At 47.5% G+C, this 15,849-nt stretch carries 11 protein-coding genes; 1 reads left to right on the top strand and 10 read right to left on the bottom strand.

Translation table 11 applies throughout. The features are described 5' to 3' along the window. Positions 1-6 precede the first annotated feature (6 nt). From AB4Z45_RS23900 to AB4Z45_RS23875, 6 genes are all read right to left on the bottom strand, one after another. On the bottom strand, positions 7-1,173 hold the full coding sequence (locus AB4Z45_RS23900) for a Gfo/Idh/MocA family protein (protein WP_441912073.1): 1,167 nt from the start codon (positions 1,171-1,173) through the stop codon (positions 7-9). Beyond that, the gene (locus tag AB4Z45_RS23895) at positions 1,170-2,153 is read right to left on the bottom strand and encodes an ABC transporter permease (protein WP_441912072.1); all 984 of its coding nucleotides are present in this window, start codon (positions 2,151-2,153) and stop codon (positions 1,170-1,172) included. The genes AB4Z45_RS23900 and AB4Z45_RS23895 overlap by 4 nt, the downstream gene beginning before the upstream one ends. Beyond that, positions 2,134-3,633 carry a sugar ABC transporter ATP-binding protein gene (locus AB4Z45_RS23890; RefSeq protein ID WP_441912071.1) on the bottom strand — a complete coding sequence of 500 codons (1,500 nt, stop codon included), beginning with the start codon at positions 3,631-3,633 and terminating at the stop codon, positions 2,134-2,136. The genes AB4Z45_RS23895 and AB4Z45_RS23890 overlap by 20 nt, the downstream gene beginning before the upstream one ends. 58 nt (positions 3,634-3,691) lie before the next feature. Beyond that, positions 3,692-4,855 (bottom strand): substrate-binding domain-containing protein, encoded by a 1,164-nt coding sequence (locus AB4Z45_RS23885; RefSeq protein ID WP_441912070.1) that lies wholly within the window; start codon positions 4,853-4,855, stop codon positions 3,692-3,694. A gap of 225 nt (positions 4,856-5,080) precedes the next feature. Beyond that, the gene (locus AB4Z45_RS23880) at positions 5,081-6,502 is read right to left on the bottom strand and encodes an ABC transporter substrate-binding protein (RefSeq protein WP_441912068.1); all 1,422 of its coding nucleotides are present in this window, start codon (positions 6,500-6,502) and stop codon (positions 5,081-5,083) included. Between the two features lie 23 nt (positions 6,503-6,525). Next, positions 6,526-7,953: a response regulator transcription factor gene (locus AB4Z45_RS23875; RefSeq protein ID WP_441912066.1), complete on the bottom strand. Its 1,428-nt coding sequence runs from the start codon at positions 7,951-7,953 to the stop codon at positions 6,526-6,528. Between the two features lie 77 nt (positions 7,954-8,030). Here AB4Z45_RS23875 and AB4Z45_RS23870 point away from each other — a divergent pair, with 77 nt between their 5' ends. Then, a complete protein-coding gene (locus tag AB4Z45_RS23870) occupies positions 8,031-9,848 on the top strand; it encodes a cache domain-containing sensor histidine kinase (RefSeq protein WP_441912064.1) in 1,818 nt (605 codons plus the stop codon). An 88-nt stretch (positions 9,849-9,936) separates the two neighbouring features. On the opposite strand, the gene AB4Z45_RS23865 is transcribed toward AB4Z45_RS23870, so the two are convergent. The 4 genes from AB4Z45_RS23865 to AB4Z45_RS23850 form a co-directional block, all read right to left on the bottom strand. Next, the gene (locus AB4Z45_RS23865) at positions 9,937-11,145 is read right to left on the bottom strand and encodes a Gfo/Idh/MocA family protein (protein ID WP_441912062.1); all 1,209 of its coding nucleotides are present in this window, start codon (positions 11,143-11,145) and stop codon (positions 9,937-9,939) included. 71 nt (positions 11,146-11,216) lie between these two features. After that, entirely contained in the window at positions 11,217-12,425 is a 1,209-nt protein-coding gene (locus tag AB4Z45_RS23860; protein ID WP_441912150.1) for a substrate-binding domain-containing protein, read from the bottom strand. Between the two features lie 996 nt (positions 12,426-13,421). After that, complete coding sequence (locus tag AB4Z45_RS23855; protein WP_441912060.1) at positions 13,422-14,027, bottom strand: DUF1349 domain-containing protein; 606 nt, start codon at positions 14,025-14,027, stop codon at positions 13,422-13,424. Between the two features lie 760 nt (positions 14,028-14,787). Then, entirely contained in the window at positions 14,788-15,786 is a 999-nt protein-coding gene (locus AB4Z45_RS23850) for a phytanoyl-CoA dioxygenase family protein (RefSeq protein ID WP_441912059.1), read from the bottom strand. Positions 15,787-15,849 lie beyond the last annotated feature (63 nt).

Here is a 15,849-nt window from a genome sequence, read left to right as displayed (position 1 = left end):
CCTCCGTTATTGTTGAACTTGAACCCAGCACTCGTCTTTATGGCTCTTAAGAATCGCTTCCATAATACACATTGATAGATGTCCGTCTTCGAAGGTCGCGAAGTTCGCCTTGTCCTTTAGCGGGTCTTTGCCTTCCCGAATAAATGTGTAATATTGCAGCATCATGTTCTTCACCGAATCGGGCCAGCCTTCCGTATGCCCGCCAGGGTGATGAATGGAAGGTCTGGCTTCTTCGAGGAACAAAGCCGGATCTGCCATCAGCACCTCGTTGAAGCGATCACGATGGCCTATCCATAAACTAGCCGGCTCCTCCTGCTTCCAATAGGCGGATTTGCGGCTGCCATTCAATTCAAAGCTAAGCGCATTCTTCCGACCGGCGCTAACCTGGGATACTGTAAAGGCTCCCTTGCTTCCATCATCAAAGCGAATAAGGACCGATGCATAATCCTCCGTATGGACAGGAATATCTTCGTATTTCGAAATCTGCTCTCCCTTGCTTACGCCGAAAGTGATCGCTTGGGATACGGGCTTCTTACGTATTGGATGCACCGTCCATAGATCGGCGAATACTTGCTTGATTTTCTTGCCTGTCACATATTGAACGGTGTCGCACCAATGGGAACCGATATCCGCGATAGCCCGCGACCTGCCGCCAGTTTTGTCATCTAACCGCCAATTGTAATCCGTTTCATACAGCAGCCAGTCCTGCAGATAGCTGCCGTGTACCGCATTGATCCTGCCGAATTCCTCCTGCTTCACCATTTCGGCCAGCTGCTTCATCATTGGATATTGCCGGTAGTTAAAATTAACGCCGTGAACGACCCCATGCTTACGTGCCAGTGCCAGCAGTTCCGAAGATTCGGAGCTCGACATGGCTAGTGGCTTCTCGGACAGTACATGCTTGCCTGCCTCGATGATTTCCCGATTGATCTGATTATGCAGATGATTTGGCGTACAGTTGTGTACGACTTCAATGTCAGGATTGCGGAGCAAATCCTTGTAATCACCGTAGGCAAGCGGCACGCCAAGCTGCTCCGCTTTGATCCTGGCGCTCTCTTCACCGTTCTGGGCCAAAGCTATAACTTCTACGAATTCCAGCCTGCGTACTGCTTCGATGTGGGCCGGTCCAATAAAACCGGTACCGATAATACCTGCTTTGATTTTAGCTTTCATTTTTTGACCGCTTTCTTGCCGAATACGACGGCCAAGATGATAATGAGACCCTTGATCATCATTTGTTGACTGACATCCAGGCCCATGATAATGAGACCGTTGTTAATTGTACCGATCATAAGCGCACCTACTACGGTCCCGATAATCGTTCCGACACCTCCGAACAAGCTGGTGCCGCCGAGAATGACGGCTGCGATGACGGACAGCTCATCGCCCTCGCCGAAAGAGAAGCGGCCAGCATTCATACGTCCGGCATAGAGAAGTCCTGCCAAACCAGCCATCACACCCGTGCCAAGGAACACCAGAAGCTTGATGCGCGCAGTCTTCACGCCGGAGAACTTAGCCGCATTCTCATTACCGCCGGTTGCGAGCGTCTGTCTGCCGAACGAAGTTTTGCGCAAGAGTACATGCGAGAAGATGGTGAACACAACGACCCATAATAGCAGCACTGGAACTGGGCCGATATCGCCTGAGCCGAATATGAAATTAAAATGATTATTAATGATCGGAATCGGCGCCGTGTCCGTGATCCACATCGCCATGCCCTTTACGGCACCCATCGAACCTAACGTTACTAAAAAGGAAGGAATAGCCGCCTTTGTTATGAGCAGGCCGTTTATAAGACCGATCGCAAGCCCCGTGCCGACGCCGGCAACAAGTGCGCCGATAATTCCTAAGCCTGATTGAAGGGCTAGCGCGCCCGTTAATGAGGATAAAGCGGCGATCGAGCCCACCGACAGATCGATTTCACCCGTACTAATAACAAAAGTCATCGCGAGGCCCATCAATGAAATAGTTGCCGTTTGCCGCACGATATTGAGCAAATTACCCGATGTCAGAAATCCGTCATCGAACAACGTAGCTGAGAAATAAATTAAGACACCGATGAAGGCCAGATAAACGATGTAGTTGCGCCATTGAAAGCCTTTTATCGATCCGGTCAGGGTCGGTTTGGTTACATTAATATCCCTGGATTGCATATTGCAGCTCCTCCTCTGATTGAATATCCTTGCGCTTCATCTCCCGTTTGATCTTGCCATCGTGCATGACGAGCACGCGATCGCTTAGTGCAAGAAGCTCAGGGAGCTCTGAAGATACAACGAGTATCGCTTTGCCGTTTGCGGCCATTTCGCGGACAATATCGATAATTTCAATTTTGGCGCCAATATCGACGCCGATCGTCGGTTCGTCCAGCAGCAGAACGTCCGGTTCCGCGGCAAGCCACTTGGCCAGTACGATCTTCTGCTGATTACCGCCGGATAATAGGCCGCTTTGCTTAAAAATGTTGTCGGTCTTGATGTTTAGCCTTTCAACGAGACGCTTGCTGATCTCATTGGATTTCTTGTTGTCGACCAGCATCCCTTTTTTCACTTTGGAGAGAATCGGGAGGATCATGTTATCACGGATACTGTGCTGCAAAACTAGTCCCTGCATCCGGCGGTCTTCAGGAATTAAGGCAATCCCCGCATCGATCGCTTGCCTTGCGCTTCGAATCTTCTGCTTCTTCCCGTTTACATAAACTTCGCCGCTGTCCATCGGATCAATGCCGAAGATCGTACGCAGCAGCTCTGTTCGTCCGCTCCCCATGAGTCCAGCCACGCCGATGATTTCTCCGGGCTGGATTTTCAGGCTGACATTGTCCACCTTCGTTCCCGCTGTGACGTTCCGAATCTCGAATACGGGCGGCACATCGGTAGCATAGTCGCGTTCGACCCACTCAAACGCTTTGTCGAACTCCGCGCCAACGATATGCTGAATGACCGAATCAAGCGTCGTTTCCTTGATAATTTCTGTCGTGATTTTACGGCCATCCCGCAAAATAGTAATGCGGTCACAGATTTGAAAAATTTCATCCATGCGGTGGGAAATATAAATGATCGCGTAACCCTTTGCCTTAAGCTGATTAATGAATTTAAACAGCACTTCCGTTTCCGTCTTCGTCAGTGATGAGGTCGGCTCGTCCATGATGAGAACCTTCGCTTCCTGCGACAAGGCCTTTGCGATTTCGGTCATTTGCCAATATCCGACTCCGAGCTCCTGTACAACATCGGACGGTTTTATATCAACACCTAGTTCTTTGAGCAGCTTTTCGGTCTTGCGCGCATTGTCTTTGTCATCGAGCAGCCCCAAAGAGGTTTTGGCTTCACGGGTTAGATAAATATTCTGAGAAACGGTTAGTGTCGGAATTAAACTAAACTCCTGAAAAATCATCGATATTTTATTCGCTCTTGCATCTTCGTAGCTTTTAATGCTAACCGGCTTTCCTTCGATCACGATGTCTCCTTTGTCGGCCGTGTAGACGCCGGTAAGAATCTTCATGAGCGTCGACTTGCCGGCTCCGTTCCCGCCCATTAGAGCATGAACCTCGCCTTGTTTCACGGAAAAGCTAACATCATTCAGAACTTTAATGCCATTAAATGCTTTAGAGATATTTTTCATTTCGAGAATGGGTTGTTCCACTGCACTCACCTTCTTTATTTGGAGGCCGCCAATGAGCAGCCTCCGTAAATTGGGATGTTTATTTCTTCATTGCATCCTGTACACTTGCCGGTGCGTCTGCGCCATAGATCAGCTTCCAGTTTTCCAGCACATTTTCTTTGGTTACTTTGATAGCTGGCGATGCGACATAGGCAGGGGCTTCCTTGCCAAGCAGAGCATATCCGGACAGAATGGCTTGCGCTACGCCTTGGTCATATGGAAGCTGTGCGCCAAGACCACGAACGATGCCGTCGGAAGCGATCGATAATGCTACGTTAGTACCAAGGTCGACTGTAGTAACAATCAGATCGCTCCGCCCCGCCGTTCTTGCTGCCGCCATAACGCCCTCTGCCGGAACGTCCCAAGGGGCGAATATACCGTTAATATCCGGGTTTCTTGTCAGCATAGCCGATGCGACTTCCTCGCCTTTGTTCGGATCAGTAATACCGCCTTTTGCAACAATTTCAATATCTGGATACTTTTCTTTAATACGTGCTTCGAAGGCGTCTGAACGGTTCTTTGTCACGAAAAAGTTCACATCATGAAACACGATGCCGACCTTGCCCTTCCCGCCTAGCTTCTCCGCCATAATATCTGCGGCTAACGCACCGTTACCGTAGTTGTCGCCGGATACTATACTGATATAATCCTTGCCAGGTACAAGCCCTTGCGCCGCACCATCCATGAACACCAGCTTCACACCTTGATCGACGGCTTTCTTGTATGCGCTTGCGGTGGATACAGCATCGACAGGTACAGAGATCATAATATCTGGTTTTTTCGCCAAAACCGTTTCAATGTCGTTTACCTGCTTTTCAGCCTTAAACTGGGCATCTGTTACCGCGACAACTTCAATACCCATTTTCTCGAACGTATTTTCCATTGCGCCTACAGCAGCTGTCATATAGTCGGTACCGGAATAATGCATGACAATCGCAGCCTTAAACTTCCCGTCCTTGATCTTCTTCAACTCATCTTCAGAGAGCTGCAGGCTCTTTGCCGATACCGCTTTCTCACCGTTTGGCCCAATGTCTTGAACCGGCAGATCGGGGATATTCGGATTGATCGTCAGCGGTCCGGATGCCGTGTAGCCCTCATGAATCTTCGGCGTTGCCGCCATGTTCTTTCCGGTGTTTCCGCAGCCGACAAGCGTCATGCCGCATACTAGCAGCAAAGCGAGCGATGATGTTAATCTTCTCTTCATATTCAGACCCCTTACTCTTTATAAATTGTTGATCGAATCATTCGCATCAGACGAACAATCGATTACCTTGAGTATAGGGCAAACCGGATTAGCGAAGTAGACGATGAATTTAACCTGCAGGGGGGAATTTTTTAGTGGTGTTATCTCCCGAATATAAAGAAGAGCCGTGCGATGTTTAAATCGCACAGCCCTCCAATTGGTCAAGACAAAGCATCTTTCCCGTCATTAGTAGCCACTTTCTTTCATTAATTTACCAACCTTAGCAGCTGCGTCATCAAGTGCCGTCCTTGCATTCTTCTTCCCAGTCAAATACTGTTGCACAGCCGTTTGGACGGTCTCCGATATTTGGTCGTAATTCTTGATCCGCGGCCTTCCTACACCAATGTTCAAGGATCGGCCGAGCACCTCGTAATACTCGCGTACAGACTCTTCAGGTACAGTCTTGGCAGCCGCATAAGCCGACTTCCGGGTCACGTGCTGCCGAAACCGCAAGTAATCGCGCTGTACGTCTGCGCTGGTCAAATAATTTGCCAATTGATAGGCTTCTTCCTTATGCTCCGAATACTTGTTTATAGCTAATCCCCACGAGCCGAAATGGGGCCCGCGCACTAGTGTACCGCCGTGCTCCACGCCTGGAAGCATGAAATAACCGACCTGCCCTCCGTGCACTTTCGGATGGAGCTTCATATCATGGACGTTCATTCCCATGGCAGCTTGTCCAAAACCAAAAGCGATCTCGACCTCATCCCACGTATAGGAAAGAACGTCTGGCGAGGTCACTTTGTCCTTGAGTATCCAGCTTCCGTAAGTCTCCAGCGCCTTCACTCCACTTTCGGAATTGAATACGGGATCGAGGTTCTCATTGAACAGCTTCCCACCGAAAATGTGTAAAAACGATTTGAAGTCGACAAAATTGGCTTCATGCTTACCGGCCATCAAAGTCGTTCCGTACATATCAATCAACCCATCTTGATTGTTATCGCGGGTAAAGAACTTGGCAATGTCCTCATATTCGTCCAGAGTGGAAGGGATGCTGAGTTCACGATGAAACCTTTTCTTGAATGCGACCCGATTGGCCTCATTCTCGAATAAATCTTTTCGGTAGCTGACGGTGAGCACGTTCGACTGGATCGGCAAGCTCCAAACATCGAAACCTGCTGCCGTTATGCTATCCAGATTGACCGTATCCATTGCAAGCGGCGCCCTTTGCGGCATGTTCTTGTCATAGACCGACGTGTCCAAAAATAATTTAGCGATGAAATCGTCGATTTCCGTGGTCGATGCCGTTTGTTGGATATAAGGAGTTATCGGTTCCAGATACTGAATGATTTTCGGCATCCATGGGGTATCAACGGCAATGAGGTCATATTCGCTACTCATCCGGGACAATTCCGTAAACACCTTCTCCTGCAGACTATTATACGGAAACGTGCTTATTTCGACGTCGATCCCCGTCTGCTGCTCGTAATTCTCGGAAGCGTTAATGACCGCCTCGGAGCCCGCTTCTACCGTTGCATATAAAACCTTCAGCATAGTGGCGGAAGATTCGACCGGCTGCTCTGAACGATAAGAGCTCTCTCTCGAACATCCAGTGCAGCCAATCGCGAACATGAATAGGATAAACATATAAATCCTTGGTCTAACCATCGTGGCGCTCCTCTCTTCCTTTCTTACTCACTTTCGTCCGGTATGGTTAAGATACCATTCTTCTTCCTAAACTCCGACGGTGAATAACCGAACTCCTTCTTGAACAGACTTCTAAAGTACGCGTAGTCGGCATACCCGATATCTTCCGATATTTCATTTACTTTTTTGCTCGTGTTTAGCAAGAGTGCGCTTGCTTGCTGCATTTTTCTGCGAGTCAGAAACCGCACGAAGGTGATGCCCATTTGCTGTTTGAACATGCGGCTTAGCGTAACCGGATGGACATTTACCGCTTCCGACACCACCTCTAGGTTTATGTTCATGACGCTCGAGCTCTCGATTATCTGCAACGCCTGCTTAAACCAGTCACTTGCTTGCGGTATATCGCGTCCTTGCCGCTCGAGGTTTTTAAGCGCCTTGACGCCGTTTAGAAGCATATGACGAACCCTGTCCTTCAAATCGTTCCACGTATGATATCGCCCGACCCATTCGCGCCAATAATATAGCGTGTCTTCATCCACCAGGATCACATCATTCCTGCCAAGACCTTCATCCAACACGGCCATCAGATGTGCACATTCCTTCTGAAGATTATCGTAAGTTACATTCGTCAAACATTCAAACCATGCATCCAAAGCGACCTCCAGCTCCGAAATCTCGCCGGTTAGCGCTTGATGGACGATTTGCTGACTATGCTTCGCGGCTTGTTTTGCCCACTCCTTCTGATTGGCACGAATTCCGGAAAGAGGAGAATCGTTCGTCTGAAAAAATCGGAGCTCCTTCATATTACGGATTTGCGAATGCAGTACGGGTAAAAAGAGTTTCCGCTCTCTGAAGCCGCTCTTCGTTTGCTCCCAATCCACTCTCACGACGATGCCTACCAGGTCGGAATCCAGTGTCACTGTTAGAAGAATATCTTGAGGAGAGTTATAATGATCCAATAGCACTGAGCGATCCCCGAGCTCGATATGCTTCCATTCCCGCTCGTCAAACCACAGGCTGACATTAAAAGGCTGCACCTGCTCCAAGGAAACATGCGGAATCGGCGAGACGCTCAGAAGCTGGCTTAGTTCCTTCATAAAGGCCTGCTCCATCTTTCCTTTCACCTTGAGGACGATATCCGACAGTTCTCCGCGATCCGCCGGCTTGAGCAAAAAGCCGGTGGCTCCGAGCGTGAGCGATCTCCTTGCATATTCAAAATCGTCATACCCTGATATAATGACCACAGAAATAGCGGGGTACTTCTCACGTAATCGCTGAAGAATCTGCAGTCCGTCAAGCTCCGGCATTCGAATGTCGAGAAAAACTAGATCGGGTTGTATAAGCTCAATTCGCTTCAGGGCTTCGTATCCAAACTCCGTATTAAACACTTTATCATGGGGAAAAAGCGCCGTCAGCTTTTGAATAATGCTGACCCGCACCTCACTTTCATCGTCAACGACACAGATTTTCATAATAAATCCAGCTCCTTCATGCAATCCTAAATCGAAGCTTATACAGGTAATGAAGCGAACGAGGGGGGAACTCGTATATGTCCTTATATATATTTTTGAAGAGTATCGTACAACGCTTATCACTGAAGTTCAAGTTATTCGTGCTGCTTATTCTGATTTCGATTATACCCATATCCTTGGTTAGTTATAGTTCAGAGTTCTTTATGTTTCGCTCTAGCACGGAGTATTCGGCTTCGATTTCATCGCAGTATGTCGAATTCGTCTCCAAAGAGCTGTCTGATTATTTGCAAACCTTGAACGAGTCTTTCGACGGTCTCTTTATTAATGCAAGCTTCCATAGCTTCCTTGATACCCCTGCCGACCAATTAACCGAGCAGGCCAATGAGATGATGCGTTTTCGGCCATTAGTCCGGAACTCGCTGCAATTTCACCCCGAGGTGCTCGGTGTTCTATACGTCGACCTCATTGGGAAAGTATATTTCGATTCGTACCAGAAACAGTTGAACCCCGCATATTCGTTCGCAGCCGACCATCCCTATAAAGCTTCATTTGCAAGCAGCAAGCCGGAGCTCACTGCGCCGCATTTATTGCCTTATATTTTGTATAGCAAAGCGAATGTATTCTCTTACATCAGACCGATTCTGGATACGGACACAGGCCGAACAGAGGCCTTGTTCATCATAGAAATTCATGAAGAGAAAATCAAGAGCATGCTGAGCAGCAATCAGAAGGACAAGGAAGGGCAAGTCATTCTGTACCGCGAGCAAGACGATACGACTGTGTCCGAAACGCCATTAACCGCTGGTCTGATGCAAGATTTTCAACAAGCCAGTCTCGAAGCATCCGGGGCGAGCAAGCAGCTTCTGTTCACATCCAGCGGGCGGGAATACCAGGCGATCTATGACGATCTTCCCGGCAGCAAGTGGAAGATCGTATGGATGGCTCCGCTTAGCAGCATTAACAAAGGGGTTCGGCAAACATATCAGCTGACGCTTCTGATCGCTGCGCTCAGCCTGGTAATCGCCTTGATTATCGCCTTTCCTGTAATGAGCGGGATACTTAGGCCCTTGTACAGGCTGAAGAAAGGGATGCAAAGCTTAGGGCGCGGCGTCTACGTCCCGGTACCGATGAAGCACCACTATGATGAAATCGGATTCTTAATCCATAGCTACAATCAAACGCTCGACAAGCTTCAGTTCATGGAGCGCGAAGTGTATCAGGCCAACATGAAGGAGAAGGAACGCGAGCTGCTGCAGCTGCAGGCCCAGATCAATCCTCACTTTCTGTTCAATACGCTTGAGACAATCGAATCCTACGCGGTCAGGAACAATGGCGAGGCCGTCGGTGATATGGTGCAGTCCGTCTCCCGCATGATGCGATACACCATTCGCAGCGACGATGGATGGGCCACGCTGAAAGAGGAAATGGCGTACATCCGCAATTTCCTGAAGATCCATTATTATCGTAACGGCAAAGACGTTCACGCCCATTTCGAGATCGCTCCCGAGCTTCTCGATTTTCCGGTCATGAAGCTCAGCATTCAGCCCTATATCGAGAATGCGATCAAATATGGTTGGAGTCCGTATATGGGCACCGATGAATTTCAGCTCACCGTCAAGGTTCGTGCCCAAGCGGACGCAATGACGATTGTGATATGCGATACGGGAACCGGGATATCCGCGGACGTGCTGGACAGGCTTAGGCAGTTGATTCAAGAAAAAGGGGCAACCAAAGATCCTTATTTCCGTAAGCATACCGGCATTTTCAACACGTTCCGCAGATTCATTCTGGTCTATGGGGAACAGGTTCGATTTCATGTCGAGAGCACGCCGGAGCGAGGCACCAAGTTTGAATTTCAAATTCCCTATGAACACCAAAACCGTGGTCCGGCTTAGGCGTTCCGCGTTCGCAGTACGGTTCAAGAGGAGATTCAGGGAACGTAACAAGGCAACACGAGGCAGCCATAGGCTACCTCGTGTTTGATTACGCGTCCTGAACTGTCACTGCTGCGGCCGTTGTCTGCTGCGGGTCGACCGTTTTTACCCATCTGCCGCTGCTTGCGGATTCCAGGATCGCATCGGAAATTATATGGATGCGATAACCGTCATGGAAGTTCGGAGAGACGACCGTATCGTTGACGATGGCGGATATGAAATCATGTGTTTCGATGATTTTCGTCTCACCATAACCAATTCCGAGAGCCGGAATCGGCCACAGCTCCGCACCGTTTGGATGGGCAGGACCGATATAAATCGTACGGAATCCGCGTCTGTCGTCCGGGTCATCCGAGAAGCAGACCTGAAGCTCGTCACGCCGTTCGTAATTGAAAGCGATGGAACCTTTGTCGCCATGGATTTCGAAGGTCAGGAAGTTGTTTCGTCCCCAGGCATTGCGGGTCGCTTCGATGCTCCCGACAGCGCCGTTCTCGAATCGAAGCAGGGTGCTTATCTCATCGTCCACGTCGACGACCGCTCTTTGCACGTCGCTGGATGACTTCACCGTACCCAGCTTATCCGCGGAGCCGGAGGATACCGGACGCTCTTTAATCCACGTGTTGGCCGTTCCCATCACTTCGGTAATTTCCCCGACCAAATAACGGGCGAAATCTATCACATGTGTGCCGATATCCCCAAGCGTGCCCGAACCGGCTACGTCCTTGCGGAAACGCCAGGACAGCGGCGAATCCGGATGCGCCGACCAGTCCTGCAAATAGGTGCCCCGGAAGTTCAAAATCTTGCCGATCGCACCTTCCTCAATATATTTCTTCGCAAGCGTGACGGCAGGCGTCCGTCGATAGTTAAACGCCACCATATGCTTCACGCCGGCTTCGTTCACCGCATCCAGCATCTGCTTTGCTTCTTCCGTCGTCCGGGCAAGCGGCTTTTCGGAGATAATATGCTTCCCTGCTTTGGCCGCGGCGATGGCGATTTCGGCATGCGTATGATTCGGCGTGACGATATCGATGATATCGATGCTTGGATCTTCGATCACCCTTCTCCAATCGGAGGAGTACGAATCGAAGCCGTAGCGGGCAGCCGCCTCTCTCGCCAGCTCCTCATTGATATCGACTACCGTTTTGCGGAACGGAATGGCAGGCGCGGGCCAGAAAAACATCGGCATTCCCGCATAAGCCAGCGAATGCGCCTTCCCCATGAAACCTCCGCCAATCATCCCTACGTTTAATGTGCGCATTGTATTCTCTCCTTTACTGATACGATTAATGGATCAATACCGAGACTAGTTCTTTTACAACAGTGGAAGAATTACTTTGCCATATCTTGAATCGCTGCAGGTGCATCCGAATGGTAAACGGTTTTCCAGGATGCCAGAATGTTCTCCTTATTTACCTGCAACGACGGCACCGCTACGTACGCCGGCGCTTCTTTTCCCAACAAGGAATACGCCGCTAGAATCGCTTCCGCAACACCTTGATCGTATGGCAGCTGGGCGCCAAGTCCTTTGATCATGCCGCCCTTGGCAATGTCCAATGCCACGTTCGTGCCAAGGTCGATCGTCGAAATCGCCAGATCGTTTCGGCCAGCGGATCGTGCGGCAGCGAGCGCGCCTTCGGCCGGTACATCCCACACAACGAACATGCCATTCATCTTCGGATGCTTCGTCAACAGTGCTGCAGCGACTTTCTCGCCGTCGTTGGGACCCACGATTCCGCCTCTGTCTACGATTTTGATGTTGGGATACTCGTCTTTGATCGTTTTCTCGAACGCCTCGGTTCTTTGCTTCGTGACGAAGAAGTCCGCATCATGGTAGATCACGCCGACATCACCTTCCTCGCCGATCGCTTTCGCCAGAATATGTGCGGCTTCTACGCCATTGCCGTAGTTATCGGCAGAGACCACGCTGATGTAATCTTTGCCGGCTTGAAGTCCACTTGCCTTGTTGTCCATAAACACGAGCTTTACGCCTTCATCGGCGGCTTTCTTGAAAACGCTCGCCGTCGAGACCGCATCGACCGGAATACTGACAAGGATGTGCGGCTTTTTGGCGAGTATCGTTTCAATGTTGGCCACCTGCGTTTCTGCTTTGAAGTTCGCATCTGTCGTGGCCACGATTTCGATATTCATCTTGGCGAACGTATCCCTTAGACCATTCAACTGCGCCTTGGACCAGTCGTTACCAGCATAATGCATCGAGATAGCTGCCGTGTAGTTACCGGACTTTATCTTTTTCAGCTCTTCTTCCGTCAATTGCAGCGTTTTGGCGGAAACGGCACTCTCACCGTCCGGCCCTTTGCTAAGAATTTCTTTATCCGGCAGGGCTTGATTAATTGTGAGCGGTCCGCTGGCTTCCGCAGATGATGCCCCGTCAGTTGCTGTCGTGTTACTTGCCGCACCGTTAGCTTCGGCAGCTGCATTCGAAGCGCCGCTGGTGTTTCCGTTGTTCGTACCGCAGCCTGCCAGAGCCAAGCTGCAAACAAGCATAAATGCTACCATTACAGAATTACATTTTCTCATGGCCAATTCCCCCAGTTTGATGATGAATGCCAAATCAATTCAAGCCTTCGGTCTTCGATACTCCGCCGCATTCATAGATCGGACGCCGTTAAAGTGACTCAACCCTCCTCTGCAAGTTCAAATAATTTCGGAGCCCTGCTTGTCTTTGCTGCCAACTGAATCTGTAAGCGTGTCCATTAAAAGTATAGAAGGTTCAAGCGGGGAAAACTGCAGAATAATTTAACATAAAGTGAGAATTTTTTAGCCTTCACGACTTTGGGTTTTAAGCGTGTATACATTTTATTATCCATCTCATCTTTACTATCATCACCGAAGGAAAGCTCCTTTTGTTTTAATAAAAAACAAGGAGCAGCTGATGCCGCCCCTTGTTCATTAGATTGAATTTACCTAATAGTTGAGTGAACGTTATTTTTTAAAACGAAATTTAGCTCTCCATAATTAATGAAATTGCTGCTGCGAATGCAAATGAAAAAAGTAATATCAATATATACTTATCTATGTGTTAGGATTTAAATATTCGTTGATGGAGAGTACATGAATAAATTTCCGAATCATCTACATGACCTATTCCGAATTCAGAGCGCCTCTATCATTAGCAAAGCCTTCAAAATCTTTATTTATTTTATCTGACATGACATTCTTATTCAAACCTAATCATTTTTAAATAAGAAACTCAATCCTCTAGGGCAGTTCGTAAAGATGATCTGTACAACCTAATTCAACAGCTCCAAGAACCAAATTAGAAATAGCTTTTAACGAGCATTGCTTTTAACGCATAAAAGGCCGAAATCTGCACCTCTCTATTTATACGAATAATGCCAATGAAGAAATTAAGAAGTATTCGGGTTGGGGCAGTTCACCACAGGAATACCGGTGTATTAAAATAAAAAAAGCTGCGATAATCCCACACTTATTTGGGGTTATCGCAGCTTAATCCGTTTCTTATACCTTGGAAAAAACCTCTTTATATTTGTTAACGAACACATTCGAATCAAGTTATACACCATACCGAATATTGTTAACCTTTGTATTTGTTAATGAAAAGTTTTGAAAGATTCGTTCTCCACCTTTTCCTATTGGCGCTTGCGCTACAAGTCCCACCTTAATTGTCTTATCGACTGGTAAGCTAAAGAATCGCATCATATCAAACTTAACCCCATCCAACGAATAATGGAATGAAAATGAATTATCAACTCTTGCAACCTGTAACCATACATGATTACCGTTAATGTTACACCCGTTAGCGTCATCCGAATGATGATTCATGACAACACTTACTACAGCATGTGTACCAAAATCTGTCTGTTCGAAGCATGCTTTAGCCCACACCTGGAGATCTTGCATAACCATAATGGTCGCCGCATCGTAAGTATCCCTGAAATCATGAGAAACCTGAACACGCATCACAAAATCGCCAGTAACTTCTTTGTAATAAAATGGTGCATTGCAAAGATTTTCCGGTGTAATTCCTGTTTCGGAAACGGCTCCATTATTACAGAAGAAATCACTTTCTGCAGGGGCTTCAATAATCAGTTTGTCATTTTCATAGGTTGCCTTGCTTTCATTAATCCACTTAAAATCGTCAAATATTGATTTTCCCATTTGAGATTCTCCTTTGTTTAGATAAAATATGATGCAAATTACTAGTTTAAAGTTGCTGATTGGTTAAATAGATAGCACCATTTTAAGCTGAGACAACGATATATTAACCTAATCAATCCTTCACACTAGAAAACCGACTTGTTTGACAGGTAGATTAAACCGTTTTTAATTAACCTAATAATTCACTAGTAAGAGTTGGACTTTACAATTGATGATTACTTTTCAACATTTTTGAGATGGAACTAAACGATTCATCGAGGTAGGAAGTCCCAACTGTTATCTGTGTTGATTATAATAATTAAAATAGCGGCCAATCTCTCTTTGCAATTATATCAAACTTTTTCCATCTTTAACAATTAACATTATCATATATATGGCCGATGATAGACTCCTGAGGAGCATTACATCATTTGAATTGACTGTAGGTTTATTTGTATCTGTATACATCAAGGATAAGCGATACTGCTCTGTTGGATCATTCTCTGCTCTACCGCTATAAACCAAACTAAACCAGTTATGACGGACACGTATCTTAGATGTTTACACAGAGCAGTCGCCCCAAGCTATGAACCCGCTTGAGGCGACTGTATTTTATTTATTTCAATAAGGTTGGAACCGCCAAGCTAACAAAATCGGTCAATTCACGGTCAAAGTGATCCTGAACAAACACTATCACTGTATAGGATAATTGTTCAGAATCTTTGAAATCAAAGAAAGCAGCGAACTATTTAACAGTATACAATCCAAATAACAATACTTCTTATTCGCCTTTTTCCATTCCAATTGGCATCATCATGCCATTATCCATCCCCATCATTGTAACGCTGCTCGATTCTTCTTCTCCGTCTGCCAAATATACCTCAGTTCCAAATGCTGGCTCAGCATAAGGGAGGTTTGTATTTCCGCGGACGAGAATTTGACGGTAATTCCCTGAATGACCTTCGAATCCGTCATGGTCCCATGGAACCCAAGAACGTGCATTGCAATAATGGCATACAAATGAGCGACGGTAGCGATCCTGGGTACGATTCGGATAGGAGCGATGAAGTAGATGCGAATGGAAAAATAGAACATCTCCTGGACTTAGCCGAACGGGTATGGCAGGAGGATAGTTTGCGACAACCTTAGATAGCGTATTCACATTATCGTCCAAATGGCTCACATTCTGCACACCATTCAAATCCTCGAATGCATCCACCGCGTGCACATTTCCTCCTCCAACACCATCAGGAGGATATATGGGTTCGTGGTTCGAACCAGGTACAACCCATAAGCAGCCATTTTCTTCATCTGCTTCCTCTAAGGCGATCCACGCTCCGATTAACGTATCCGGATGCGTCTTAATATAGCATGCATCCTGATGCCAGCCTTGACCGCCTTTTCCAGGAGGATTTAAGAAAAGCATGGACTGAAGGGCGTATACATCCGGCCCGACCAATGCCTCTGTAACATCGACTATTCGAGGGTTAAGCATGCCCCTCTCCGCTGCTCCGCTGAAACGAGACATCATGTGAATTCGTGTCGCCTTTGCAAATTCCTCCTTGAGAGGGTCCTTGCTATCACGATCTGCCTGATTATCTAGCTGAAGGCTATTAAGCCTTGATTGCTCTGCTAATTCATATAACTCGTCGATGTCTTCTTTTGACAATAAGTTTCTGACAATTAAGTAGCCTTCTCTGTGATAGTGGGAATAATCCTTCACGCTTACTAAATAGCGGTTATCCCTCGCACGTGATTTAGGTATATAAAACTTCCCCATAACCCGTTCACTCCCTCGATTTATATGCCTACCCCCTAATTTTAGCGTGATGAGGCAGCACTC

It is taken from the genome of Paenibacillus sp. MCAF9 (assembly GCF_052114265.1).
Taxonomy (GTDB): domain Bacteria; phylum Bacillota; class Bacilli; order Paenibacillales; family Paenibacillaceae; genus Pristimantibacillus.
The sequence above is the reverse complement of the archived record's forward strand: the minus strand, read 5'-3'. Positions and strand labels throughout refer to the sequence as shown.

Excerpts from the sequence above, each read along its gene's own strand:
- AB4Z45_RS23870 (WP_441912064.1), top strand. The coding sequence starts at position 8,031 with ATGTCCTTATATATATTTTTGAAGAGTATCGTACAACGCTTATCACTG.
- AB4Z45_RS23885 (WP_441912070.1), bottom strand. The coding sequence starts at position 4,855 with ATGAAGAGAAGATTAACATCATCGCTCGCTTTGCTGCTAGTATGCGGC.
- AB4Z45_RS23875 (WP_441912066.1), bottom strand. The coding sequence starts at position 7,953 with ATGAAAATCTGTGTCGTTGACGATGAAAGTGAGGTGCGGGTCAGCATT.
- AB4Z45_RS23865 (WP_441912062.1), bottom strand. The coding sequence starts at position 11,145 with ATGCGCACATTAAACGTAGGGATGATTGGCGGAGGTTTCATGGGGAAG.
- AB4Z45_RS23895 (WP_441912072.1), bottom strand. The coding sequence starts at position 2,153 with ATGCAATCCAGGGATATTAATGTAACCAAACCGACCCTGACCGGATCG.
- AB4Z45_RS23855 (WP_441912060.1), bottom strand. The coding sequence starts at position 14,027 with ATGGGAAAATCAATATTTGACGATTTTAAGTGGATTAATGAAAGCAAG.
- AB4Z45_RS23880 (WP_441912068.1), bottom strand. The coding sequence starts at position 6,502 with ATGGTTAGACCAAGGATTTATATGTTTATCCTATTCATGTTCGCGATT.
- AB4Z45_RS23850 (WP_441912059.1), bottom strand. The coding sequence starts at position 15,786 with ATGGGGAAGTTTTATATACCTAAATCACGTGCGAGGGATAACCGCTAT.
- AB4Z45_RS23860 (WP_441912150.1), bottom strand. The coding sequence starts at position 12,425 with ATGAGAAAATGTAATTCTGTAATGGTAGCATTTATGCTTGTTTGCAGC.
- AB4Z45_RS23900 (WP_441912073.1), bottom strand. The coding sequence starts at position 1,173 with ATGAAAGCTAAAATCAAAGCAGGTATTATCGGTACCGGTTTTATTGGA.